Raw genomic sequence first — 25181 nt, 5'->3', positions numbered from 1 at the left:
ATTTTTCAAAGAAAATAACTCTTTTTATTTTACTTACTCCAAATCTTTCTCCCAGTTTGGGCATCAATATAACGAATTTCCCGACTACAATCAAAAGGTTCTTTATATTTTTCATCTGTCGTTTGTTTGTACAGTAGTTTGTATTTCGTTTCCTCTGCATCATGATCTACAAACCATTCTAATTTAACTCGGATAGCCGCTCTGTATATTTCTAACGCTTTTTCTTTTGTTACTTTTGGTGTTGTTTCATATGTAAGTAATTTTTTTATAAAGTTGCTAGACTCCCCCGAGTAGTGCATAACAGCACCATTTTCTGCATTGATGTTGATCATAAATTGGTTATACTCTGCCAGAATATCATTTATATATACAGAAAAGATAAATCTTTCAATCCCATCTTCTTCTGCTTCCCGTTCCTCCCAAAGACGCAGATATTGTTTGATATCTGGAATAACTCGTTCTAAAAATTGAAGTGCTTTTTGTAAACATTCCTCTCTAGACAGTATTTGCTTTACTTCTTTATCATCTGTCAGTTTTATAAAACCAGTTAATTCATTGGTTAATTTATCAATTGTAACGCTAACTAAATTATTATATTTCAACATCGGTAAATGCTTGTTAAAGAATTCATTCATTAAATATGGATTCTTTTCTTCTTTCTGTTTTTGTAATTCCTCTTTCGGAACAAATTTCATCCTTATTTCATCATCATTTTCCGTCTCAACTACTTTTGTAAAACTTTCTTTATCCCAGTCAAATAAATCGAATACATCATCTTGTTGGCTACCCTTTTTTTGTTTTCTAACAGCCACTGTTGGCGGTAATTTATAATGATCTGGTCCAAATAAATCTTTACCTGTACTTGCATCAATAAATACATGACTAGGTTCTGGTACATACACAAGGTGGTACCCTTTTACTTCTTCTCCATTTTCATATTTACATAAAGAATGTGTTAAATCTACAAATACAAGCCTCATATCTTGTTTGGCCTTTAAGTTGTCTAAAACGATATTCTCCTCAACAATCTCACTTGGCCATAACGGCTTTTCTTTTATGCTTTCTCGTCCGTTATAATGAAAATTCACAACATTCCCTGAAGGATGCACTTGCACCACACATCCTGTATCCGGTAATGGATATCCATTTACTTCTTGCATATAATTTATTTCTTTCCAGCCACGCCAATCATCCTGGATAGTTACATATGTATAAAACTCTAATCCTTCTTCCACATGTTTTTTTATAAATACATTTGCAATCTCTCTTACCCTATTCTCCTCTATAACTTCCTTATCACTCGAAAAATAATTTCCATCATCTATCCTAAATTCAATTAAATTACCAGTATGTCTATTCAATGTAATTTGTATCGTTCTCTCCTGATCCTCTTTATGCTCCCACCATAATAGATGATACGGGTCATCAACCCCTTCTTGATCATCTACAACAAGACTATATTCATCTGAAATGTTAATAATATGAGCCACTCGCTCTTTTCTTTCCTTATCTTTTTGATTCATCATACCGCTCCCTTTATTACATTTTAAGGTAATTATAACAAACAAAACCAAGGAACTATAAAAAAAAGACTAGAGATATCTCTAGTCTTTTACTTCGTCTCACGATGTAACGTTACTCGCTTTAATCGTGGACAATATTTTTTTAGTTCGATGCGTTCTGGATTGTTTCGTTTATTTTTCTTAGAAATGTAATTACGATCGCCGCACTCCGTACAAGCTAATGTAATATTTACACGCATATTTAATTCTCCTTTCTTTCAAAGATCGCAACTAAAACGTAATGATTACGATTTATATATTATAAAACTTCATTCTATTTGTCAATTGCAAAAACAAGAAGATTCCATTTAGAATCCCCTTGTTTTTATAGTTAAATCAATTTTCTCCCGCATTAACGGGCAGTAAGACCCCCACTAATTAAAAGTTTCACGTTATTAAAACGATTCGTATGTAACAAATTCACTAATCGGCTTTCGATATCCTCGTGGGCGAGTTTTAGTCATATCACTTTTTCCGATCGTAATCATTAAAACAGGTACTATATGCTCCGGCATATTTAATTCACTTTGTACTGCTTTTTCATCGAAACCAATCATTGGACATGTATCATAGCCATAATATTTAGCTGCGTACATAAAAGTCATCGCGCTTAACGAAGCATTTCTAATCGCTTCATCCTCCATGAAACGCTCTCCTTTTCCTTCATATAAACCTTTCGTTTGCCTAATTGTATCTTCATATTCACATTCATCAATCATTTTTAAAACTTTCATACCGAAGTAAATATTTTCAACATTTTGGTATGCTTTTTTATCACCACAAACGAGCACTACCGCTGATGCACTCGATACTTTATATTGACCGAAAGCTAATTCTTTTAATCTTTCTTTTCGCTCTTGATCACGAATTACAACATAATGTGTGTGCTGCAAATTATAGCAAGATGGAGAAAGCTTAGTTAACTCAAATATTTTTTTAAAATCCTCATTAGGGATTTCTATACCTTGTATAAATTTCATTGCAGAACGTCTAGCAATTGCTAATTCTTCAAAGTTCACCATATATCCTCCTCAATAACTATAAATTCAAATATACATTAATTTATACAAATAGATAAATCAAATAAAAACACTTTAAATCCGAATAATAATTATGATTAACAGCAAAAAGACAAAAAGCTGAAACAATTAGTTCATACGAAATTCACACGAATCTATTACTATAGAAACTGTACATAGTGAACTTATTAACAATCACGTTTATTTATATAAAATCTTACTCGAAAGGAGTTGAAAGTATGAAAACTAAATATCGCTTTATGATCTCATCATTTGCTGCTTGCGCTTATATGATTTGGTATTTAGTATAATAACGACCTCACTTGCAAATAGGAAAAGGTGTGTATATAAATGGAATATAATCAATCAACAGTTAACTACTGGAAAGCTTTTGTATTACCATATACATTTGCTTTAGAAGAGTTAAAAACTAAATTTGAAATTATGAACCGGGAAGCTCAATTTCTAGAGGATTACAACCCGTTTGAACATATAAAAACAAGACTAAAACAACCTGAAAGTATTATTAAAAAACTAGAGCGCAAAAGCTTATTACCAACAGTTGAAAACGCTCAAACACATTTACAAGATATTATTGGTATTCGTATTACATGTTGCTTCGTAGAAGATATCTATCATTTGAAAGAAGTCATTCAAAAACGCGAAGATATGGAAGTCATAGAAGTAAAAGATTATATCGCTAACCCAAAACGAAACGGATATAAAAGTTTACACATGATTATTAAATACCCTTTATCACTAAATTCTGGTACAAAAGATGTATTTGCAGAAATTCAGTTACGTACACTAGCAATGGACTTTTGGGCAAGTTTAGAACACAAACTTTATTATAAATATGAAGGGAAAATACCGGAGTATTTAAAAGATGAACTACATGATGCAGCAATGAAAGCTGAAGATCTTGATAATAAAATGGCCACAATCCGTCAAGATATTGATGATATTGAGGCATGCTCAAATCAAATTATGCTACCACTATAAAAAAAGGTTCTCGCCAATGAGAACCTTTTTTCTACCATTTTGGGAAGTACGACTCCTACACTTATTAAAGTTTCACGTTATTTTTTCTCTATTGTTCGAACCTCTTCAATCTTCCATTTATCCTCTTCTTTTCCAAGGGCATACTGTACTTTTTTTTGAAGAGTGATACTGTCGTCTACTTCCTTTTCTTTCGTTTCAACAATAACATACCCTACTTTACTAACTTTCATATCTATATGTTCCAATTCAATTTTCTTATTTCCCTTTTGAAATGCGGCTTCTTTTTGTGTTTTTAAGTCTTCAGCACTAGGCATCTTCTTTGAAAATAACTCCATATGTTCTGCAAGATTTTTTTCATTCGTCGTTCGCACAAATGTATGAATAACATCTTGAATAGATCTCTCTTCTTCTTTTGTTATTTGTACCTTTTCCTCAGTTTTTTTAGTAGTAGATTTTTGTTCTACATTATTCTCTTCTTGTTGACATCCAACTAGTAATACTACAAATACTAAAAGGAATCTTAATTTCCTAAATAAATTTTTCATATTCCCAACTCCTAAAAAGAAAAGTGAGGCATTTCGCCTCACTTTCGCTCTTAATTAGCGTCTTCCTTTATTCGGATCGCCGCCGCCAACAATATCAAAGACACGTTTCGCTATATTTGTATTCTCTTGAACGCCAGAGAACAAGTATTTACCTGGACCAAATGCATATACGTTCACATCTTCCCCTGTATGTCCACCCGTTGTCCAGCCTGTAACCGAGCGCTTATTGAAAATATCTTCAATTGCATTATCAATCTTTGTTACATCTTTTGAAGGAGCTATATCATTTACAGCTTGAATTTCTTCTGGAGTTAATTGTAAATCAATATACTTTTTCAATGTTTCTTCTACATTTGCACCTTTTGCAATCTCATTTGCCATAAAGTCTGGTGTACGCTTTGCAGCTTTAATTGGATCTACTTTAAAGTTATACTCGCCATTGGCACCTAAAGATAATCCACCAGTAGCGTGATCTGCCGTTGCAACAACTAACGTATTTTTATCTTTTTTCGCAAACTCAATCGCTGCTTTGAAAGCTTTTTCGAAGTCTTCCATTTCACTCATTGCACCAACAATATCATTATCATGTCCAGCCCAGTCGATTTGACTTCCTTCCACCATTAAGAAGAAACCATTTTTATTTTTGTTCAAACGCTCAATTGCTGCATTAGTCATTTCTTCTAATGAAGGTGTTTTCTCATTACGGTCAATCATTTTATCTAATCCACCTGGTGCAAATAAACCAAGAATTTGATCATTTTTATCATTTAACAATTGATCTCGATCCGTTACATAGCTATAACCAGATTTCTTGAACTCTTCTGTAAGATTACGATCTTTTCTAACAAAGTTCTTTACGCCGCCGCCAAGCATAACATCTACTTTATGCTTCCCTTTAATTTTCTCATCAAAATAATCATTTGCAATTGCGTCCATATTTTTACGGCTAATGTCATGCGCACCGAAAGCAGCTGGTGTTGCATGTGTAATTTCAGAAGTTGCAACGAGTCCCGTTGATTTCCCTTTTTCTTTCGCTTGCTCAAGAACTGTTTTCACTTCCGCTTTATCATTATCAACTGCAATTGCAGCATTATATGTTTTAATCCCTGCTGACATAGCTGTTGCTGCCGATGCAGAGTCTGTAATATTTTCATGTTCATCTTCTGGGTATGTTTTTTGTGTTCCTACAAGATGCTTATCAAATTCTGTAGATTCCATTTCAAAGGTTTTTGGATTATCTTTCATATAACGGTGAGCCGTCATATATGAAGGGCCCATACCATCCCCAATTAATACGATAACATTTTTAATCTTTGCATTGCTTCCGTTCTCATCTGCATTAACCTCACTAGAACGAGTAAAATTCCATGTTGCTACCGAAGTAACTGCTAATGATGCCACAACTGCAAATGGCCATGCTTTTTTCACAAACTTTTTCACTGTCTTGTCCCCCTAATTAGGTTATTCATTTCCCACTATCAAATTTAATGGAAGACTATTAAGAGAAAATTAGCTGTATGTAAATTTTTTGTTAACTTATGTAAATATCAGTTATAATTTGTATAACTTTGTCTTTTTGTATCAATCATCCCGCCCTTTACAATTTAAATATAAACAAGTTGGATTTCATTTAACGTAAATCTCTTTTTTTACATTTTGACTCTATTTTTATGAAAATAAATAGAAATGCGGTGAGCCTTTATGAAAATAGTAAAGCTAAATGAGTCTTTTATTTTTGAATTACTTAATCTTTGCAAATCTGTTGGATGGTTACACGATGAAATTTTTATGAAAAAACAATTCGAAATGTATCTTTCTATCGGCACACTTGTAGGTTACATTCATGAAAACAAACTCATTGCGACTGGAGGAGTATTTCCCTTTCCAAGTAACTTCGCTTCCATTGGTATGTTAATCGTTCACCCTAATTTTCAAGGACGCGGATTAGGGCGCATGTTGCTAAATCATTGCTTGGAACAAATTCATCCAAAACAACCCATTGCACTTATTGCGACAAAAGCTGGCGAACCTCTATACACATCATGTGGATTTCAAACAGCAACAACGATTCATCGTTTTGAAAAGCAGACTATTAAGACGTATCCTTCTCACTTACAACAAGTACAAGAAGAAGACCTTATATCTCTTACTTCTCTGGATCAAATTGCAACTGGTATGAATCGTTCTCTACTTTACTCTTTGCTATTACCAAGGGCCGTATACTCTTTTAAAATTGAAAGAAATAACTGTATAGAAGCTTTTTCATTATGCATACAAAAGGGCAATATATTATGTATCAATCCACTTATCGCCAAGCAAGAAGAAGATGCTATCCAATTATTAAAAAAGATATGTGAATGTTGGAATGGTATAGTACGAATTGATGTTCCACACTCACAATTTACATTTCGTCAATTTCTTCAAACAGAAAATTTCCAAGAAACGCTCCTTTCACCTCTTATGATAAAAAATGGTAGCCAACTTCCTGGAAATCGTAATATGCTATTTGCTATGATAGATACAGCGTTATGTTAGAAAGGAGACACCTAATTGAAGCGATTTAGCTATTTTATGGTAGGTTGTCTTACTCTTACACTATTAGTAGGATGTAGTGCAGCAGAAAAGCCAGTAGAACAAGTAAAACAAGTTAAAAATACAATTACAGCGAAACTAGCTACCGAGGAAAAAATGGTAGAAATAGATGGTCAAACCATTTACTTTAAAAAGATTGGTAATGAAAAACCACCTTTACTTATGATTCATGGCTTTGGAGGGTCATCAGATGGTTTTCAAAAGATTTACTCCGATTTAGCAAAAGATCATACAATTATTTCTGTAGATGCTTTAGGATTCGGGCGCTCATCTAAGCCAATGGATTTTTATTATTCTTTTCCAACTCATGCAAATTTGTATTATAAATTAATGAAAAAACTAGGGTATGATTCATTCGCAATACTGGGGCATTCCATGGGGGGAGAAATTTCTCTAAATTTAACATATTTATATCCTGAAGCAGTTTCTCACCTTATTTTAACTGATGCTACAGGTGGCCCTCATACATTCGTTACTAAACAAGGCTCACCAAAACCACAATTGTCGACTGATTTAAATGCCGTTTCTTCTATTACAGATTATGATGAAAGCAAAGTGAAATTCAAACGTAATGATGAAGAGCATTATAATAAAATGAAATTATGGCCTAGACGTCTTAAAATTAATGCAAATGAAATAAAACAGCCAACTTTAATTATATGGGGCAGAAATGATAGTAGCGTTTCCTGGAAAGAAGGAGAAACGTATCATCAATTCTTAAAAAATAGCACTTTACATATTATTGAAAAAGGTTATCATGCACCATTTCGCCAAGAACCACAAGAATTTGTCGGGTATGTAAAAGATTTCTTTAAGAACAATCCGATTAAAGTTGAAAAATAACATAAACGGGTATCTCAAAATGAGATACCCGTTTTCATATATTAAGCAGCTTGCTTTTGGCGTTTTGGAGTTTTTGATCCTAATACTTTCGGGATAACGAAGCCATCCATTCCAAATTTCCCAGCGTTCATACCGGAAACAAGAACAAACATAGATAAGATAACCATCTCAGGGTTCACACCAATTGACCCACTAAACATATAGGAAAAGTTCATTACAAGACCAAAAAAGACCGCTGTTTTTGTTAAACAGCCTACAATTAAACCAATTCCGACTAAAATTTCTCCCCATGTTACAAGTGTATTAAACAAATCTACATTTGGAATTGCAAATTCTTGTAAGAATGATGCCCACCAAGATTGAACAGCCGGTTGTGCACCTTTAGATTTTTCAATTGCCCCTTGCAAATAACCTGTTGCATCGAATCCTTTTCCTTGTAGTTTACCGATTCCAGCCATTAACCATGTGTAACCAAGATATACTCGAATTACTGCTAATGCAAAAGAAACTGCTTTGTTTTCTCTTAAAAATTGAATAACCATATCTTCCTCCTAAAGTTGTAATTAAGTTAGTTACAGATAATATAATAACATTAGTTACTTATTTTTTAAACGTTAATTATGAATAATCTGTGACATGCGTATGAAACATTAAAAACTAACGTTTATATAGTAACTTTTATTACCTGTAAAAACTTGAACATATCATACCACAAGTGATAACCATTTTCATTGAAAAAAATGTAAAAAAAATGTGAGTTAAATGTGAAACACGTTTATTCGAATATAGAATAAACGTGTTTCACACTAATTATAGAATCGAAATGTATGTGTCTCCTCATCAATTAAACTCGCTTCTTGAAAGGCTTCTTCTAACGTTTTCCCATGGTTAATAACCCCATAAAATAAGCGTATAGTAAACATAAGTGCTGCATTTCCATCTACATAATCAATCGATCCAATATATGATTTCGCACCACTATGTAAAAAAGACTTTGCTAGATTTTGCTCCCCTAACGTGCACCCGCTATTTACAATATGTGTATTATGCAATTTTGCATATTTATAAATTTCTTCTGTACCAAAATACCCTCTCGGTTCATCTTGTTCATATACTTCTTCGCCTAACTCTTCCATGACAAACTTCCCTTCTTCACCATGAAATCAAAAAATAATATAATTAATATCGTTAAATAAGTTCTTTCCAGAAAGAACTTCCACAAAATCTTTCGGTCTACCAATCCAATATGTCACAACCCTTGCACCAAAATATTCAAGAGATGCTCGGATTGATTGCGCCTCTAAATCCGAATTAAAACCAACTACTAGTGCAACATTCAACATACAACCCCCATCCTATAATCAGCCCTTATCAATCAGAATTTTATGGGATAAATCCATTTCATATATGCCCGTTTCTTTCAAAAAATCTGATCTAGTTAAAACGACTTTCTGTAAATATTGCCTATATGCTGTAATTGTTCCATCGTGAGATACAATGCAAATTCTTTCCGCACCCAGTTCATAACACCAAAGAAGAAATTTATCTACTATTTGCTGAAAACTATTCTCTGAAATAGTGTTTATACCTTCCTTCCATAACTGATTATTTGAGCTTTTCTCTATCGAAAAATGCGGAAATAACTTTGTTATCATTCCCTGATCTACTATATAATCGCACGGTAATGTTCTCGCTTCTTCTCGATAAGGAAAAATACGCGGAGATACATATGGATGAACGATTTTTTGACAAGCAACTTTCGCACTCCATATTGTCGCCGTTTGCAAAGTTCTAAGTGTAGGACTAGCAATTAATATATCCGCCTCTTGTAATGGCACATTGCATTGAAGTAATTTAGCCTGATTCCTTCCTTCATCCGTCAATGGCGGATGAAGCACTTTTAAACTTGATGGCAAATCCCTTGTATGTTCTCCTTCCCCGTGCCGAACAAAGACGATTTTCATCCCCTTCCTCCTCTCATTATGAAATCCTCTTACATATTTCTTCCCTATCTCATACTTTATTCCTGCTATATGAAAAACTGATATGTAAAACACTTTTTACAAGGGAGAAGTGAATCAAAAATATAAAATGGATAACCATCTTAATTGGAATGATTATATGGGGATACATAAATGGATTTTTTAGTAGTGATAAAGTGAAACTTTAATCCGTGGGGGTTTTGTTCATCCCCCCACGGATTATTAGTTGAACCAATCGGGCTTTTACGGACAGTTGATCCCCACCTAACTTCTTTGCCTCCGCTGAATTTTGAGGTGGGGGTCTTACTGCCCGTTAATGCGGGATAAAACTGCTAATCCTTGGATTACAGATGATGAACGTGAAACAAAAATTAAGCAAAAAGCAATTACGGCAAGCTGGTCCGGTGTTTTTATGTTTTGTACCATTAGCCTCTTAAATAAATGGTTAGGTTTAAGCACAAACGATAAATCACCGTACTTACCAGACACTATCGCAGCTATTTTAAAAGAAAATGTAGAGTTACAAGTTTTACTCATGCTATTTGTTATGTATGGAATATTTTACTTACATTATCGAAGAAAATTAAGTGCCTAACTTCTAACTCATGATTATCCTCCTAAATGGTTATAGTAATCATGACAAAATGAAAGGAGAGATATAAACATGAGTAACTCGAATGAATTTTTAGATACACTACATGAAAAACAAGCAAAAGATGAACAAAATAGAAAGCGCCAAGGGAACGGAAACCCAGCGAAAAAAAAGCCAAATAAAACACATAAATAACAGTAAAAAACTGCCTAAAACAATCTTTTAGGCAGTTCTTTATTCTTCTTTTACCGAGATAACATTTCCCCAATTCCATTTCTCATAATACCATTCTGGTACATCTATATTTTCAATCCACTTCATTTCATGCTTTCCATCCTTATGAGCAAGCCATACATCCGCTTTCTTACGGTCTGAACGTATCCATATTAATTGATTACTCTTATTCATGAAGAGCGGATGATAATCTCCTTGCCTATGAGGTAGCTTTGTGATTCGATGTTGTTCGTCGCTTGTACTATCGATCTCATATAAAGATGGTAGTGGTCTTTTTTCTGGTGGAGTTTCTATTCCCGCCTCTTTTGCTCGTGAAACGATAATTACGTTATCATTCTTCCATGTAAAATCCCAATCGACATATCCTTTCGGTGTAAATGTGTTCTGCTGAAGTGCTGGCAATTCTTTTACTTTCAAATGTTTATTCTCTAATGCAACTCTCCCGCTTCCTTCAATATAGGCCAATATATTGTTGGCTGGCGCCCATTTGAACCATTGTGTGTTTAATAACATTTGATCTACCTTTTCAAAACGACTACCATCTGCACGAACTAAGCAAAGCGTATTGCTATCAGCTGACCATGAAGCTGTCGGTACTGCTAAAAATGAAATCCACTTTTGATCTGGCGACCACTGAAAGCCACTTGCAACTAATGCTAGGAAATCATCATGTTCATTTGGTAATGCATACAAATGCTTCATTTTGTGAGGATTCATATGTGCATCTTTTTGCACTTCATATAGCTGAGCCCCTGTCCATCCTGTTGGAAGTAAGTGTGCTTCAGAGGATACAAAAAACTTCTTTCCATCAGGATACCATGCATAATCTCCTACACCTGCCGATACATTTTCAAAATCTGTATTCTTTTTTTCTACATCAAATGTATGTAATGTACCTGTAAATATAAATGCAATTATATTTTCTGTTGGTGACCATTGATAATTCGATGCTTCTGAGTGAAACGGCGTAACTTTCTTTCCATCTTTCAACCGATATAACTCAAGAATACTTTGTTTCTTCCCTTTTACATACGCTAGCCACTCCCCATCATATGACCACTTCGGCCCTGTTATGTACTCTCCTTTTGTAATCTGTATTTCTTTCCCATCAACTTTAATCCAAAGATTATGATGACGAATAAAAGCAACTTTCACACTATTATTTTCTGCACTAGTAATAGTGATAGAACATAAAAACATAAACAACACTACACTACTACGTACTATTAGCCTTTTCATACCATCACTCCATTTCCCTCATAGCATTCCTCACTTTATCCCTACAATATGTGAAAAATATCGATTCGACATAATCAGAAAAAATTTCCCAAGAAATTTTCAATCCATAGAGGATTGGTATGAATTATGTCGAAAGTATAGTTTAGCCAACATTTATATGTATAATTTCTAACTAAAATGCAAGATTTTATTTCTGAATATTGGCACTTTTTATTAGGGGGAGTATCAATGAAAAAAACTACATCTACACTATTAAGCATGGCGCTTGTCTTTTCTAGTTTTGGAGCTTTAAGTGCTCATGCTGAATCACTACAAAAGGAGAAGCAATTTAGTCCACAATTAAAAACAACGATTGAACAGTGGGGAGAACATAAAATCGCTCAAAATGTTGAAACGAAAACAACAAAAGAAATATCAGTAATTGTAGAATTACAACATGCACCTCTCGCTGCTCAAAGTAATATTCAGCATGCTCCAGATTTACAAAATAGTAATGCACAGTCTTATCATGCTGAGCTCAAAAAAGCACAAGAAGATACGACTAAGAAAATAAAAGAAAAAGCACCTGGTGCAAAAATTAAAGAAGTGTATAATACGTTATTTTCCGGATTCTCTATTTCAATTCCTGGAGATCAAATTACCTCTCTTGCCTCTTTACCTGAAGTAAAAGCAGTCTATCCGAACTTAACATATAAATTGCATGAAACATCAAAAAGTGCTACTAACGAAGAAGCACCAAATATCGGTGGACCGACAATTGGTGCACCTGAAGCGTGGAATTTAAAAGATCCATCTGGCAAACCGCTTGATGGAAAAGGCATGAAAGTAGCCATTATCGACTCTGGCGTAGACTATACACACCCTGACCTAAAGGCAAATTATATCGGTGGATATGACACGGTTGATGAAGATAACGATCCAATGGATGGTAACGTACATGGTACTCATGTAGCTGGAATTATTGCGGGTAACGGAAAAATTAAAGGCGTTGCTCCAAACGCTTCTATTCTAGCCTATCGTGTAATGAATGACGGTGGAACTGGTACAACAGATGATATTATCCAAGGAATTGAGCGAGCAATTCAAGATGGTGCGGATGTGTTAAACCTCTCCCTTGGGCAGGATTTAAATGTACCTGATCAGCCTGTAACATTAACGTTAGAACGGGCAGCGAAACTTGGTGTTACTGCTGTCGTTTCAAATGGAAATGACGGACCAAAACCTTGGTCTGTTGATGCTCCCGGTAACGCAAGTAGTGTCATTTCTGTTGGAGCATCTACGGTTTCTATCCCGTTTCCAACATTCCAAGTAACTGGTTCCAGCAAAACATATCAAGGGTTACCATTATCAAAATCCGATTTTCCAATAGGAAATGATTCTCCTCTTGTATATGTTGGTTATGGCAATCCAAGTGATTATGCAAAACAAGATGTGAAAGGGAAATTCGCACTTATTTTACAAGGTACTTCTAGTACATTAGTAAAAGCAGAACAAGCGAAGCAAGCTGGTGCACTTGGTGTGTTATTAATCTCTAGCGAAAAAGAAATTAATATGATGCCGGAATATTTTTCACGTGAACATCTAGCTGTCCCAGTAATGCAATTATCAAATACAAATGGGGAAGAATTAAAAACTTTAATTACAAAACGAAAGAAAAATATAAAAATTGGACAACCAAAGCAAACAGAACTTATCGGTAACTTTAGTTCAAGAGGACCATCACAAGGAAGTTGGCTAATAAAGCCTGATGTTGTTGCACCTGGAGTACAAATTACTAGTACAGTACCGCGAGGCGGCTATGAATCGCATAACGGAACAAGTATGGCTGCTCCGCAAGTAGCTGGAGCGGTTGCCCTCTTGCGTCAAATGCATCCTGATTGGACGACAGAACAATTGAAAGCGGCTCTTGCCAACAATGCCAAAACATTACATGATGTCAATGAAAATGCATACCCTGTTATGGCACAAGGATCTGGTTTAATTAACATTCCGAAAGCAGCTCAAACAAATGTATTAGTAAAACCTAACAATGTCAGCTTCGGTCTTATTAAGCCCAATAGCGGAAAAGTAAAACTGACGCAAAATGTTACATTACAAAACCTTTCTAGTAAAAAGAAAAGTTTTTCAACTCGTGTGGAATTACTAGATGCAAACACAAAAGTAAGAGCTTCTGTCCCTTCATCGATTAGCATACAACCAAATAGTAGTACCGAAAAACCATTTACTATCAATGTAGATAGCTCACTACCACAAGGTGTGTATACTGGAAATGTATATGTAAAAGAACAAGGGGCAAAAGAAGAAATTCGAATTCCATTCACATTTAGTATCGATCCTAAAGATTATAAACGTATCGATGGACTTGAAATTATTAATTCTACTTTTAGCCCAAATGGCGACCACGTACTAGATGATAATCTCATCAACTACTATTTAGTTGCGCCTGTGGATGATGTCACATTGCATGCAAATTTAGTTACGAAAGAACGTGTAACGTATCAAGGGATTATCCATCAAGCTAAAAATGCAACTCCTGGATACAAACCTTTCAAATGGAATGGTACAAAAGCCGATGGCACTCCTTTAGCTGACGGGCTATATCAAATCGAAGCAGTTGCTTCTAATTCTGGCGGAGAAACAAAACAAACAGCTGCTGTATTTCTTGATCGAACTGCACCTAAGTTAACATACGAAGTTGACCAAGAAAATCTCGTAATTAAAGGAAAAGTTGATGATATTCTACTAGATTGGATGTCAGAATCTGGTTGGATAGCACCTGGTATTCCAGTGAGAATGCAATATGAAATTAACGGAAATGGTGTATGGGACCAGGCATTCCTGAACCCTTGGGAGAAAAGTTATGACATTTATTTCGATCGTACTCAATTACAAGAAGGAAAAAATACTATTCACATTGTAGCAACTGATGCAGCTGGCAATACCTCTAATTTAACTGTTAATTTAGAAGTGAAATAAAGTGAAACTCTAATCAGTGGAGATTTCGTTCATCCCCACTGATTATTAGCCTTCACCAATCGGGAGTTACGGGCAGTTAATCTCCCCTCTCACTTCTTTACTCCAACCGAATTTTGAGGTAGGAATTTTACTGCTCATTAACACAGGATAAAAAAATTTTGTTGACAATTTTTTTAATATAGTTTTATAATACAAAACATAGTTTAGTTGAACGAATTATATATCGGCTTTGAAGGAATACTAGTAGCGACTTATATCACTGTCTCAGAGAACTGATGGTTGGTGCGAATCAGTACATATACAAGCGTGAATTACAATTCTGGAGCTTCTTTCCCGTAATGCTTTTTATGCATGAAGAGAAAGACGGATCTTTCCGTTATCGTAAAGTGAGTGGTAAACAATTAGTTGTTTACAAATAGGGTGGTACCGCGATTTTTATCGTCCCTATCGGATTTTCCGATAGGGACTTTTTTGCGTCCATCCTCTTACACAATTTCATATATACGCGTTGAAAGAATCGCAGTAGTATCTTATATCCCTGTTACAGAGAGCTAATGGTCGGTGGAAATTAGCACATATATAAGTATGAATTACAATTCTGGAGCTTCTTTTTCGTAGTGCTTTTATGCATGAAGGAAAAGACGGAATTTTTCCGTTATCATTAATTGAGATGTAAGTATATTTTCACTTACAAATAGGGTGGTACCGCGATTCTTTCGCCCCTATCGGACTTTCCGATAGGGGCTTTTTCTATTTCTCACAGAAACAGATGTTAAATAATTCCGAATCTTATGATAAAATTTTATAAGCGCTTACAAAAATGAAAGGAGGTGATACAAGCTATACGAAATCGATATTCAATTTTATTGAAAAAAAGGAGGATGTCTAAATGACAAAGAAAACAGAAATTCCATCACATTTAAAACCATTCGTATCCACACAACATTATGATCAATACACACCGGTGAATCACGCTGTGTGGCGTTATATTATGAGACAAAATCATAGCTTCTTAAAAGACGTTGCTCATCCAGCCTATGTGAACGGACTACAATCATCTGGTATTAATATAGATTCAATTCCAAAAGTAGAAGAAATGAATGAGTGTTTGGCACCAAGTGGCTGGGGTGCTGTAACGATTGACGGACTTATTCCCGGCGTAGCATTCTTCGATTTCCAAGGACACGGATTACTACCGATCGCAACAGATATTCGGAAAGTAGAAAATATCGAGTACACACCAGCGCCAGATATCGTACACGAAGCCGCAGGACACGCACCGATTTTACTTGATCCTACATATGCAAAATATGTGAAACGTTTTGGGCAAATTGGTGCAAAAGCTTTCTCTACAAAAGAAGAACATGATGCATTTGAAGCTGTTCGTACATTAACGATAGTAAAAGAAAGCCCTACTTCTACTCCTGATGAAGTTAAGGCTGCTGAAAATGCTGTAATTGAAAAACAAAACTTAGTTTCTGGTTTATCAGAAGCTGAACAAATTTCACGTCTTTTCTGGTGGACAGTAGAATATGGATTGATTGGAAATATAGATGATCCAAAAATATATGGTGCTGGTCTCCTTTCTTCTGTTGGCGAAAGCAAACATTGCTTAACAGACGCTGTAGAAAAAGTTCCATTTTCTATCGAAGCATGTACAGGGACAACTTATGACGTAACAAAAATGCAACCACAACTATTCGTTTGCAAGTCCTTTGAAGAATTAACAGATGCGCTTGAAACATTTTCTAAAACAATGGCCTTTAAAACAGGTGGAAAAGAAGGTTTAGAAAAAGCAATTCGCTCTGAGAACTATGCAACAGCTGAGCTAAATAGCGGATTACAAATTACAGGTACATTTAGCGAGACAATTGAAAACGATGCAGGTGAATTAATTTACATGCGAACAAATTCGCCAACGGCATTAGCACTTCATAATAAACAGTTAGCGAATCATTCTACTTCTGTACACAGTGACGGATTTGGAACACCAATTGGATTACTCACTGAAAATATTGCATTAGAAAATTGTACAGACGAACAACTACAATCATTAGGAATTACAATTGGAACTATCGCTGAGTTTACTTTTGCAAGTGGTATTCATGTAAAAGGAACCGTAACAGATATTGTAAAAAACGATAAGAAAATTGCTCTTATTTCCTTTATCGATTGCACAGTTACTTATAACGCCCGCGTTTTATTTGATGCTTCATGGGGCGCATTTGATATGGCTGTTGGCTCACAAATCACTTCAGTATTCCCAGGTGCCGCAGATGCAGCAGCATTTTTCCCAATGGATGAAGAAGTTCAAGAAATTCCTGCTCCACTTGTACTGAATGAACTTGAACGTATGTATCAAACAGTTCGAGATATTCGAAGTGAGGGGATTTTACACGAAGCGCATATCGATCAATTAGTAGCAATTCAAGAAGTATTAAATAAATTTTATGCGAAAGAATGGTTGCTGCGCCTTGAAGTATTAGAGTTACTTTTAGAGCATAACAAAGGGCATGAAACATCTGCAGCATTACTACATCAACTTTCTACTTTCACAACTGACGAAGCTGTAACACGCCTTATTAACAATGGTCTTGCGTTACTTCCAGTAAAGGATGTGAAAAATGATGCTAAGATTAACTGAAGAAGAAGTTCACGAGGAATTATTGAAGGTAGATAAATGGATGGTAAAAGATGAGAAATGGATTGAACGAAAATATATGTTTTCCGACTACTTAAAAGGAGTCGAATTTGTCTCTGAAGCCGCCAAACTATCAGAAGAACATAATCACCATCCATTTATCCTTATCCAGTATAAAGCAGTTATTATTACTTTGTCATCTTGGAATGCAAAAGGTTTAACGAAACTAGATTTTGAGCTTGCAAAACAATTTGATGAACTATTTTTACAAAACGAAAACGCAATTATAAGAAAATAAAAAAGAGAAGCCTTTTTAGGCTTCTCCTTTTATTTTGAAATGGATACAATGTCCAAATGGATCCTCGACTTGTAATATTCCATCTTTGTACGTAGCAATCTTGCCAATATTTTTTAAGCTTTCACATACTTGCTCTTTTTGTTTTTCATCCGCTAGTACAATTGTGAAATATTTTAAACCAACAGAACCTGGCATTTGCGGTGGTACCCCTTCACCTTGCCACGTATTTAAACCGATATGGTGATGATAACCACCTGCTGATACGAACAACGCTCCATTACGAGCTGGGATCGTTACTTCAAAACCAAGACCATCAACATAGAAACGTTTCGCTTCCTCTAAATCAGCTACATGGAAATGAATATGCCCCATCACAGTACCAGCTGGAAATCCATTCCATGTACTTCCTTGCTGTAATAATTCTTCACCAGCTAACGGGTTACTAACAAATGGAAGTTCTCCATTCTCATCACGCCAAACTTCTTTTTGTCGATCATGATAAATTTCAATCCCGTTTCCATCTGGATCAGCTAAATAAAGAGCTTCACTAAAGTAATGATCGGCTCCGCCATGTAGTGGATATACCATCTCTACAAGATGACGAAGAACATTCGCTAAATCCTGCCTACTTGGTAATAAAATTGCGTAATGATATAACCCTGTTCTTCCTCTTTGTTTCGGAAAAGCTTCTTTCTTTTCTTCAATGATAAGAAGTGGTTCATCATTTTCATTCCCAAATGTAACGACTGCTTCTTCTTCTTTTAGCACCTTCATACTTAGTACTTCCGTATAAAACTCTAGTGATTTCTTTACATTAGATACGTATAAATGAACAACATCAAGTGTTGTATCGGGATGAAGTTGAAAACTCATCTTGTTAGCCCCCATTTAAATTAGTTCTTCTTTGACATTTTTTCTTTTAAGAAATTATCTACAAAACCATCAGCTTTTGCAACAAATAAATATGCACCCATTGCTAATAATGCAAGTTCTAATTCGAAACCAGGATTTTTTCCATCTCCCAATAAACCAGCTGACCATTTCACTTTTACGATTGCTCCAACCATAACAAGCGCAAATAATAATCCAATATATCTTACACCTAAACCTAGAATTAATAATAGGCCTCCAACTAATTCAAATGTTGCTACACCGTATGCAAGTCCTCCTGGTAAACCAATGCTTGTAAACCACCCTGCAATATTGTCAATTCCTGATTGGAATTTTGTTAAACCGTGCATGAAGAATGTTACCCCTAACACGATACGAATAATTAAGTTACCAATATGTTGATTCATTTCTTTCTCTCCTTTATAGTTTTATTATACAAAACTTTTATTTACATTACAAAACATACACTAATTTTTTTTATTCGTCAATTCATTTTCACTGGGAAAAAATATATTTTTTTTGCTATGATACAAATAGTTGTTTACAAAAAGGAGCTTGATTTTATGAATATTGGTTCTGCAATACGTGAAATTCGTCAACGTAGGGGCATAACAATCGCACAAATTTGTGAGGGAACAGGTCTTTCTAAAGGATTTATGAGTCAGGTTGAAAATAATAAAACATCACCATCTATCTCAACTTTAGAAACGATCTCCAATTTTTTAAACGTTCCCCTTCCCTATTTATTGTTAGAGCAAAAAGATCGATTAAAAATTGTCAAAAAAGAAGAACGGAAATACAGTGTATACGGCAAAGATGAGCAAAGAATTGAACATGTTGCGGAGCAAGGGGGCCTTCGCCTATCTTTAGTAGAAATCCCTACTGGATTCCCGAAAGAAAATTCACCAAATGCCCATGAAGGGGAAGAATGTCACCTTGTATTACGCGGAAAATTAGAAGTTCAGCACGGTGAGGATATTGCAATTGTAGAAGAAGGTGATTCTTTCTCATGGAATGCATGCGTTCCTCATATTGTTCGTAATATAGGAGAAGAAACTGCATTATTACTCATCTCGAGTTATGCGGAAAATCGAAAACGTGTTTATTAAATAATAAAAAAAGAAGCCTGTTAAACAGGCTTCTTTTTTATCCCCTTATAATTCCATAACTTGTCCCAACTAGTACAGTCTTTTCATGCTGATTGCGATAAACTGACTCGATTGAAACTTTTTGATAGCCTTCCATTTGCTCAACATTTGTTAAAGTTAGTTCACAAGTGATCGTATCTCCTGTGAAAACTGGTCTAATAAACTCACTTACTAATTCTCTTGCTATGTAATGTAACTCTTCTCCCACTTTCGTCCCAATGCTAGCAGTCAATAAACCATGAACCATTAATCTTCCATTTTCATCGTATTCCACATGGTGTCTACCTTTATCACCGGTAATATTTGCAAATTCAAAAACTTCTTCCTCAGTAAATCTTCTTTCATATTTGAATACATCCCCAGCTTTTACACTCATTTTTATCCCCCTAATAATAAACAGAATTTTCTTTTATTTTATCATAAAACGAGCCTCAATCCATTCTCTATTATCAAAAGTCTCAAAATTACCTCGCTATACTTTTTTACTTTCCATTCATTTATCGGTGACCATCTCTTTTCGCGACTTGGTATCCATAATACGCACATGTTCCAGTTCTCGATAGCTCTCTAACTTCAAATCCACAACTTCTATAAAAATCAAAATTGTTCGCTGATGTATGCGCAAACCAATCACCGTGGGGAAGTTTTTGCAGGCAAAGAGCTACAAGCTTCTTACCTAATCCCTTCCCTCTATATTCACACTTCACAACTAAATTTACTATGTTCGCAATCATAATTCCATCAGAAATGACTCTAACCATCGCAACCATCTCTTCCTCATCCCAAATTGTGAAAGCCCATGTTGAATTTTCGAATGCTATCGTAAATTTTTCAATTTGCCAAGAAGGGATATTATCATTACTCCAACCAGCATCTTCAAACAAAGCTTTAATTGCATATGCTGGTACGCTACTCGTTCCCTCACGAATAATAAGTCCATTATGATAAATGTACATGTAACCCCTCCCTTTATTTTCATATACCATTCTTCAAAAAATGCAATTTACCTTTAAAAAAGTAATTTTTTCATCCAACACGCTTAATAGAATAAACTAGAACATCGATTCCATGAAATGACGTTGTTTTCTCATAGCTGAGCCCGGTTTTTCTAGCAACAAATATTGAGGCGGGATGATTCGGATTAATAAGAGAAATTAATTTATTCATTCGTAATGCTTGGAAACCATAGTCACGAAATGCTGCCGCCGCTTCTTTTGCATACCCTTTTCCCCAATACTGAGGAAGTAACCAATAACCAATTTCAATTTCCTCTTTTCCATCTATCTTCTGCTTTACCAGCCCTGCATGACCAATTCTTGTTCCCGTTTCCTTTTCAATCAATACAAATAAACCGAGACCGTTTTTATAGCTAGGAATCACCCATTCCTCCAGACTTTTTTTACACTGCATATATGTTTTTAATGTCCCATTTCCAATATAACGCATTACCTTCTCGTTCCCCCATAGTGAAGCGTAGAACTGTAAATCATCCATTGTATATTTGCGAATTTGTAAACGTTCTGTATGAAACATGCTGGCACTCCTTTCCACTAATTTATTCTTCATTTCACGATCATGTTTTGTATGTATACGGTATGTTACTATTTATTATAAAGTGAAACTTTAATCAGTGGGGAATTTTGTTCACCCCACTGATTATTAGCCTTTACCAATCGGACGTTTACGGGCAGTGGATCTCCCGTCTAACTTCTTTGCTTTAACTGAATTTTTAGGCAAGAGTCTTACTGCCTGGAAAATAGCGGGATAAATGAACCAACGATAAAATACACAATATTCATTCCAAATAACTAAAAAAAGCAGTAGACAAATATTGTCCACTGCATCCATATCATAACTAGCATAAAGAAAACTACAATTGAGGGGGGTGTAGGATTTTCAAATATACTAGATACTTATCCCGTTCTAACGGGCGGTAAACTTTCCAATTGTTTCAAGTGAAAAGTTTACCGCTCATAAGAACTTCCTTCGTTCATTAAGATAGTATTGCTAGATAATCATATACACGCTTAGATTTCTCTCCACCCATTCGTGCATGTTGAAGAAGAGAAATACCATGAGGGCCAGATGCACGCAATGCTTCTGGTTGAGCTACTAAAATAGCTTGTACAACTTCTAATTCACCAAGCATAGCTGCTGCAAAAATATCCATCCGAGCACCCTTTTCTAGTAAATAAAGAGCAATATCTTTACGACCTACATGTGCCGATGCGCCTAACGCACTTTCCCAATCTGATCCACCCCAATTATAAGAAGCGTGAAGTAAGCTTGGTGATTCAACCAATAGCTCTTGTACTTTCTCTAAATCCCCGTGAGCTGCCATAACAAATTCTCTTACTAATTCAGTGGTAATACGCTCTTCTGTTTGCATCGCTCTTCTCCCCTTTTAGAAATTCGTTTCGGTGTAAAAAAAGGCTTGTCACTTCCCTGAAAAATATCTACATCTATGCCAAATACATGTTGAAACATTTCATGGCATAGTACTTCTTCTGGTATACCATCATACTGAATCTTTCCTCGCTTTAATACAAGTAAACGATCACTATATTGAGCAGCTTGGTTAATGTCATGTAAAACCATTATAATTGTCATTCCAAACTCCTCATTTAATCGTTTCACAAGTTCCATTACTTCCAACTGGTGAACGATATCTAAAAAAGTTGTTGGTTCATCCAATAATAAGACATTTGTACGTTGCGCTAGCGTCATCGCAATCCAAGCACGTTGCCGTTCCCCTCCTGATAAAGAATGTAAAAGACGATATTCATACCCTTCAAGATTTGTAACAGACAATGCCCAATCAACAATTTCTTCATCTTCTTTATTTAAGCGGCTACTCCATGATTTATGTGGACCTCTTCCGAACTCAATTAGTTCTTTCACTGTTAAGTCTAATTGATGATCATGCATTTGTGGTAACATTGCTAATTGCTTCGCTACATCAGCACTCTTCATCATATGAATATTTTTCCCATCTAAAATGATGTCCCCTTCGCTTTGTTTCAGTAGCCTTGCTATTAAACGAAGCAAAGTAGATTTTCCCGATCCATTCGGACCAATTAAACTAACGATTTCTCCAACCTTAATATGTACATTCATATTTTGCATTTGAAATCTTTCAGAGTGTGCGTAAAACACTTTGTTAACGGAAATCACTTTGTTTTCCTCCTCTATGAATTAAATATAAGAAGAACGGACCACCTAAGAAGGACAGTAAAATACCAACAGGCAATTCGATTGGGTCAAACCAACTTCGAGCTATTGCATCCGCAAAAACAAGTAATACCCCGCCGCCAAGGCATGATAAAGGTAGCAAATATCTATAATCATTTCCAACTAATAAACGTAGCATATGTGGTACGACAAGACCGACAAATCCAATAAGACCAGACACACTTACTGCAATTCCAGCTAATAATGTACTTACTACGATTAAATAAAACCGACTTTTTTCCACATTATGTCCTAATAACTTTGCCATTTCATCTCCAAGCATTAACACTCGAATATGCTTAATACCAAAGAAAGCTAATATAATGGCGAATATTGCATAATAAATAATCATGTTTAAATGTGCCCAACTTACACCACCAATACCGCCCGCTAACCACGGTAACACCGATTGTACTTTGTCACTATGTAATAACATTAATGCTGACGTTGCTGCACCAATTAATGCATTGATCGACACCCCTACTAAGACGATCCTTGAAGGTGGTGCCCCTTTTTGCCATGATAAAGCATAAATAACCATCGCTGTTATGAAAGCTCCTAAAAACGCCCCTAGTGGTAAAAAAGCTAGATGCTGTGGGAATAAAATCATGATGACAATTGCTACAAAGCCTGCTCCAGATGAAACTCCGATAATACCAGGATCTGCAAGAGGGTTTCTCATAACCCCTTGTAGCAGTGTACCAGATGCAGCTAAACATGTTCCTACTATAAACCCAATAAGCACTCTCGGTATGCGAAGATCCCATACAATTCGATGAACTGTCGAACCTTCTTCTTGTATACCTGTTAAAATATCTCGTATAGAAAAGGATAAACTTCCTGCGAAAAGACCGTACAAGAGACCTAGGATTGTTAATATAACTAAAGTAACTGCTATTATCCATCTTTTTTTCGCAAAAGGATGTTCCTTTTCTCTTACTACTTCACTACTTTCCATACGTATCATTTCCTTACATCTTGTATACTTTTATACATAAAGTCCATTGCTTCTGTAACTTTTGTACCAGGATTAGATCCAAATAAATCAGGTGGCAAAATAACTACGCGGTTTTGTTTTACTGCCTCTAAATTTTTCCACGCTTCATTTTTCATCATTTCGCCTTCGAATGCTTTTTTCACACTTTTTGGATCTCCGTGTGTAATTAAATAAATCACATCTGGATTCGCCTCAATAATACGTTCTACACTTAGCTGTGCATATTGCGGATATTCTTTCGTTTCTGGAAAATCAGAAGCAATATTTTTTCCGCCTGTTTTTTCTAAAATATCACCTGATAAAGATGTTGGTAATGCCGCTAAATAAGTACCTGGTGCGCCATACACTAGCAATGCTTTCACATCGCTCTTTTTCTCATATTTCTTCATTTGATCATTCATTTTTTGATTAATTTCTTTTGCTTTATCTTCTTTCTTCATTACCGTTCCATATAATTCAATATTCTTTTGAATATCTTGTACAGAATTCGCAGAAGAAATGATAACTTGCGTTCCTTGTCCTTCAACCGTTGGCACATTCTTTTGGAATCCATTGTTAGCAACAAGTACATCGGGCTTTAAACTAGCAATTTGCTCAAAATTCGGTTGATGTGCATTCCCAATTACTTGTGCTTTCTTTAACTCCTCTGGAAGAGTTAATTTCGTATCCGGGCGACCTACTATTTTTCCACCTAAAGCATGAATAATACCCATGTCCCCCATACTTAATGTTGCAAAACTTTCTGGCACTTTATCGAATGTTACCTTTCTTCCTGATAGGTCGGTAATTTCGATTTTCTCTTTTCCTTTTTCTGTTTTGGTTGCAGACGCTTTTTCGTCCCCTTTGGCACTGCAACCTATTAACAAGAAAAAAATAGATAAAATCGCTGTAAATAGCGTAATAGATTTTTTCATTCCTTCACCTCTAATTGATAATGATAATCATTAACTACTATTCTACTTTAATTGATAAGGATTATCATTGTCAACACGAAACGCATACATTTTTCTACAAAAAACAAAAAGCGTGACAAAAAGATTTTTTCTTTTCGCCGCGCTCTAGTTAACAATATTATTCACATTCATTTTCCTCTAGCTGGTCACGCATCACTTTCACACGCTGAAAGAAAAAGAACGATAAACTTAAAAATATAACGATGCTCCCCATCATAACAAAAAATTGGATTGTCTCTTTTGCTCCATTCGGAATCAACAAGCCAACCATTAACAATGTACTTACAGCGAGAAGAATTTGTCCGAACCGAGTATAGTCTTCTATTTTTCCTTTTAATTCTTTCATTATATTCTCACTCCTCCATTTCACTGTATCATATTCTATGAAACTGAAAGACCAGTAAATACAGGCATTCTGGGAGATGTTTTCCAATAA

The 25181-nt window shown here is 35.3% G+C and carries 27 protein-coding genes, 1 pseudogene and 2 other annotated features; of the genes and pseudogenes, 9 read left to right on the top strand and 19 right to left on the bottom strand.

Annotation, left to right across the window (positions count from 1 at the left end; genetic code table 11):
- Positions 1–29 precede the first annotated feature (29 nt).
- The 3 genes from IQ781_RS21210 to IQ781_RS21200 all read right to left on the bottom strand — a co-directional run bounded on the left by IQ781_RS21210 (position 30) and on the right by IQ781_RS21200 (position 2584).
- The gene (locus IQ781_RS21210; protein WP_212104921.1) at positions 30–1526 is read right to left on the bottom strand and encodes a YcdB/YcdC domain-containing protein; all 1497 of its coding nucleotides are present in this window, start codon (positions 1524–1526) and stop codon (positions 30–32) included.
- A gap of 86 nt (positions 1527–1612) precedes the next feature.
- Positions 1613–1762, bottom strand: coding sequence for a 50S ribosomal protein L33 (gene rpmG, locus IQ781_RS21205; protein WP_001265617.1), 150 nt, complete (start codon positions 1760–1762; stop codon positions 1613–1615).
- Between the two features lie 195 nt (positions 1763–1957).
- Complete coding sequence (locus tag IQ781_RS21200) at positions 1958–2584, bottom strand: nitroreductase family protein (protein ID WP_000245983.1); 627 nt, start codon at positions 2582–2584, stop codon at positions 1958–1960.
- Positions 2585–2932: 348 nt separating this feature from the next.
- Between IQ781_RS21200 and IQ781_RS21195 the strand changes: the two genes are divergently transcribed.
- Positions 2933–3583, top strand: coding sequence for a GTP pyrophosphokinase (locus IQ781_RS21195; RefSeq protein ID WP_000456230.1), 651 nt, complete (start codon positions 2933–2935; stop codon positions 3581–3583).
- Positions 3584–3660: 77 nt separating this feature from the next.
- Here the strand turns inward: IQ781_RS21195 and IQ781_RS21190 are convergent, their stop codons facing one another.
- Together IQ781_RS21190 and IQ781_RS21185 are read right to left on the bottom strand one after the other, a co-directional pair.
- Positions 3661–4128 carry a hypothetical protein gene (locus IQ781_RS21190; RefSeq protein ID WP_000792894.1) on the bottom strand — a complete coding sequence of 156 codons (468 nt, stop codon included), beginning with the start codon at positions 4126–4128 and terminating at the stop codon, positions 3661–3663.
- Between the two features lie 54 nt (positions 4129–4182).
- Positions 4183–5568, bottom strand: coding sequence for an alkaline phosphatase (locus IQ781_RS21185; protein ID WP_000714912.1), 1386 nt, complete (start codon positions 5566–5568; stop codon positions 4183–4185).
- 261 nt (positions 5569–5829) lie between these two features.
- Here IQ781_RS21185 and IQ781_RS21180 point away from each other — a divergent pair, with 261 nt between their 5' ends.
- Positions 5830–6663 (top strand): GNAT family N-acetyltransferase, encoded by an 834-nt coding sequence (locus tag IQ781_RS21180; RefSeq protein WP_000706687.1) that lies wholly within the window; start codon positions 5830–5832, stop codon positions 6661–6663.
- A 15-nt stretch (positions 6664–6678) separates the two neighbouring features.
- Complete coding sequence (locus tag IQ781_RS21175) at positions 6679–7563, top strand: alpha/beta fold hydrolase (RefSeq protein ID WP_139846662.1); 885 nt, start codon at positions 6679–6681, stop codon at positions 7561–7563.
- 41 nt (positions 7564–7604) lie between these two features.
- Here the strand turns inward: IQ781_RS21175 and IQ781_RS21170 are convergent, their stop codons facing one another.
- The 3 genes and pseudogenes from IQ781_RS21170 to IQ781_RS21160 form a co-directional block, all read right to left on the bottom strand.
- On the bottom strand, positions 7605–8105 hold the full coding sequence (locus IQ781_RS21170; RefSeq protein WP_000236592.1) for a DoxX family protein: 501 nt from the start codon (positions 8103–8105) through the stop codon (positions 7605–7607).
- 264 nt (positions 8106–8369) lie between these two features.
- A pseudogene (locus tag IQ781_RS21165) lies at positions 8370–8906 on the bottom strand (delta-aminolevulinic acid dehydratase).
- 18 nt (positions 8907–8924) lie between these two features.
- On the bottom strand, positions 8925–9527 hold the full coding sequence (locus IQ781_RS21160) for a histidine phosphatase family protein (protein WP_000706238.1): 603 nt from the start codon (positions 9525–9527) through the stop codon (positions 8925–8927).
- Positions 9528–9861: 334 nt separating this feature from the next.
- On the opposite strand from IQ781_RS21160, the gene IQ781_RS21150 reads away from it, so the two are divergent.
- Together IQ781_RS21150 and IQ781_RS21145 are read left to right on the top strand one after the other, a co-directional pair.
- Positions 9862–10140, top strand: coding sequence for a hypothetical protein (locus IQ781_RS21150; RefSeq protein ID WP_002164427.1), 279 nt, complete (start codon positions 9862–9864; stop codon positions 10138–10140).
- A gap of 69 nt (positions 10141–10209) precedes the next feature.
- Positions 10210–10332 carry a DUF4023 domain-containing protein gene (locus tag IQ781_RS21145; protein WP_000071866.1) on the top strand — a complete coding sequence of 41 codons (123 nt, stop codon included), beginning with the start codon at positions 10210–10212 and terminating at the stop codon, positions 10330–10332.
- Between the two features lie 39 nt (positions 10333–10371).
- Here the strand turns inward: IQ781_RS21145 and IQ781_RS21140 are convergent, their stop codons facing one another.
- A complete protein-coding gene (locus IQ781_RS21140; protein WP_000825713.1) occupies positions 10372–11610 on the bottom strand; it encodes an eIF2A-related protein in 1239 nt (412 codons plus the stop codon).
- 228 nt (positions 11611–11838) lie between these two features.
- On the opposite strand from IQ781_RS21140, the gene IQ781_RS21135 reads away from it, so the two are divergent.
- From IQ781_RS21135 to IQ781_RS21125, 3 genes are all read left to right on the top strand, one after another.
- Positions 11839–14586 (top strand): S8 family peptidase, encoded by a 2748-nt coding sequence (locus tag IQ781_RS21135; RefSeq protein ID WP_139846661.1) that lies wholly within the window; start codon positions 11839–11841, stop codon positions 14584–14586.
- Positions 14587–14806: 220 nt separating this feature from the next.
- Positions 14807–15035, top strand: a binding site (T-box leader).
- A 50-nt stretch (positions 15036–15085) separates the two neighbouring features.
- Positions 15086–15313: a binding site (T-box leader), on the top strand.
- A 162-nt stretch (positions 15314–15475) separates the two neighbouring features.
- Positions 15476–17230, top strand: coding sequence for an aromatic amino acid hydroxylase (locus IQ781_RS21130; RefSeq protein ID WP_000163213.1), 1755 nt, complete (start codon positions 15476–15478; stop codon positions 17228–17230).
- On the top strand, positions 17211–17525 hold the full coding sequence (locus IQ781_RS21125) for a 4a-hydroxytetrahydrobiopterin dehydratase (protein ID WP_000979538.1): 315 nt from the start codon (positions 17211–17213) through the stop codon (positions 17523–17525). Before IQ781_RS21130 ends, IQ781_RS21125 begins: the two co-directional genes overlap by 20 nt.
- 15 nt (positions 17526–17540) lie before the next feature.
- Here IQ781_RS21125 and IQ781_RS21120 read toward each other — a convergent pair whose 3' ends face one another.
- Together IQ781_RS21120 and IQ781_RS21115 are read right to left on the bottom strand one after the other, a co-directional pair.
- Complete coding sequence (locus tag IQ781_RS21120; RefSeq protein WP_000009840.1) at positions 17541–18398, bottom strand: VOC family protein; 858 nt, start codon at positions 18396–18398, stop codon at positions 17541–17543.
- 20 nt (positions 18399–18418) lie between these two features.
- On the bottom strand, positions 18419–18823 hold the full coding sequence (locus IQ781_RS21115; protein ID WP_001071553.1) for a DoxX family protein: 405 nt from the start codon (positions 18821–18823) through the stop codon (positions 18419–18421).
- 156 nt (positions 18824–18979) lie between these two features.
- On the opposite strand from IQ781_RS21115, the gene IQ781_RS21110 reads away from it, so the two are divergent.
- Positions 18980–19525: a helix-turn-helix domain-containing protein gene (locus IQ781_RS21110; protein ID WP_001020693.1), complete on the top strand. Its 546-nt coding sequence runs from the start codon at positions 18980–18982 to the stop codon at positions 19523–19525.
- A 37-nt stretch (positions 19526–19562) separates the two neighbouring features.
- On the opposite strand, the gene IQ781_RS21105 is transcribed toward IQ781_RS21110, so the two are convergent.
- The 8 genes from IQ781_RS21105 to IQ781_RS21070 all read right to left on the bottom strand — a co-directional run bounded on the left by IQ781_RS21105 (position 19563) and on the right by IQ781_RS21070 (position 25091).
- Entirely contained in the window at positions 19563–19940 is a 378-nt protein-coding gene (locus tag IQ781_RS21105) for a hotdog family protein (protein ID WP_088025451.1), read from the bottom strand.
- A gap of 121 nt (positions 19941–20061) precedes the next feature.
- Positions 20062–20520: a GNAT family N-acetyltransferase gene (locus IQ781_RS21100; protein ID WP_139846660.1), complete on the bottom strand. Its 459-nt coding sequence runs from the start codon at positions 20518–20520 to the stop codon at positions 20062–20064.
- A 70-nt stretch (positions 20521–20590) separates the two neighbouring features.
- The gene (locus IQ781_RS21095; RefSeq protein ID WP_139846659.1) at positions 20591–21130 is read right to left on the bottom strand and encodes a GNAT family N-acetyltransferase; all 540 of its coding nucleotides are present in this window, start codon (positions 21128–21130) and stop codon (positions 20591–20593) included.
- A 427-nt stretch (positions 21131–21557) separates the two neighbouring features.
- Positions 21558–21953 carry an ankyrin repeat domain-containing protein gene (locus IQ781_RS21090; protein ID WP_001192766.1) on the bottom strand — a complete coding sequence of 132 codons (396 nt, stop codon included), beginning with the start codon at positions 21951–21953 and terminating at the stop codon, positions 21558–21560.
- Positions 21920–22738, bottom strand: coding sequence for an ABC transporter ATP-binding protein (locus tag IQ781_RS21085; protein ID WP_000626552.1), 819 nt, complete (start codon positions 22736–22738; stop codon positions 21920–21922). The genes IQ781_RS21090 and IQ781_RS21085 overlap by 34 nt, the downstream gene beginning before the upstream one ends.
- A complete protein-coding gene (locus IQ781_RS21080; protein WP_002026345.1) occupies positions 22725–23753 on the bottom strand; it encodes a FecCD family ABC transporter permease in 1029 nt (342 codons plus the stop codon). Before IQ781_RS21080 ends, IQ781_RS21085 begins: the two co-directional genes overlap by 14 nt.
- A gap of 5 nt (positions 23754–23758) precedes the next feature.
- Positions 23759–24706 (bottom strand): ABC transporter substrate-binding protein, encoded by a 948-nt coding sequence (locus IQ781_RS21075; protein ID WP_139846658.1) that lies wholly within the window; start codon positions 24704–24706, stop codon positions 23759–23761.
- Positions 24707–24863: 157 nt separating this feature from the next.
- Entirely contained in the window at positions 24864–25091 is a 228-nt protein-coding gene (locus tag IQ781_RS21070) for a YrhC family protein (RefSeq protein WP_000661263.1), read from the bottom strand.
- Positions 25092–25181: the final 90 nt, after the last annotated feature.

This window comes from Bacillus sp. N447-1 (assembly GCF_022701035.1).
Taxonomy (GTDB): Bacteria; Bacillota; Bacilli; order Bacillales; family Bacillaceae_G; genus Bacillus_A; species Bacillus_A cereus.
The sequence above is the reverse complement of the archived record's forward strand: the minus strand, read 5'-3'. Positions and strand labels throughout refer to the sequence as shown.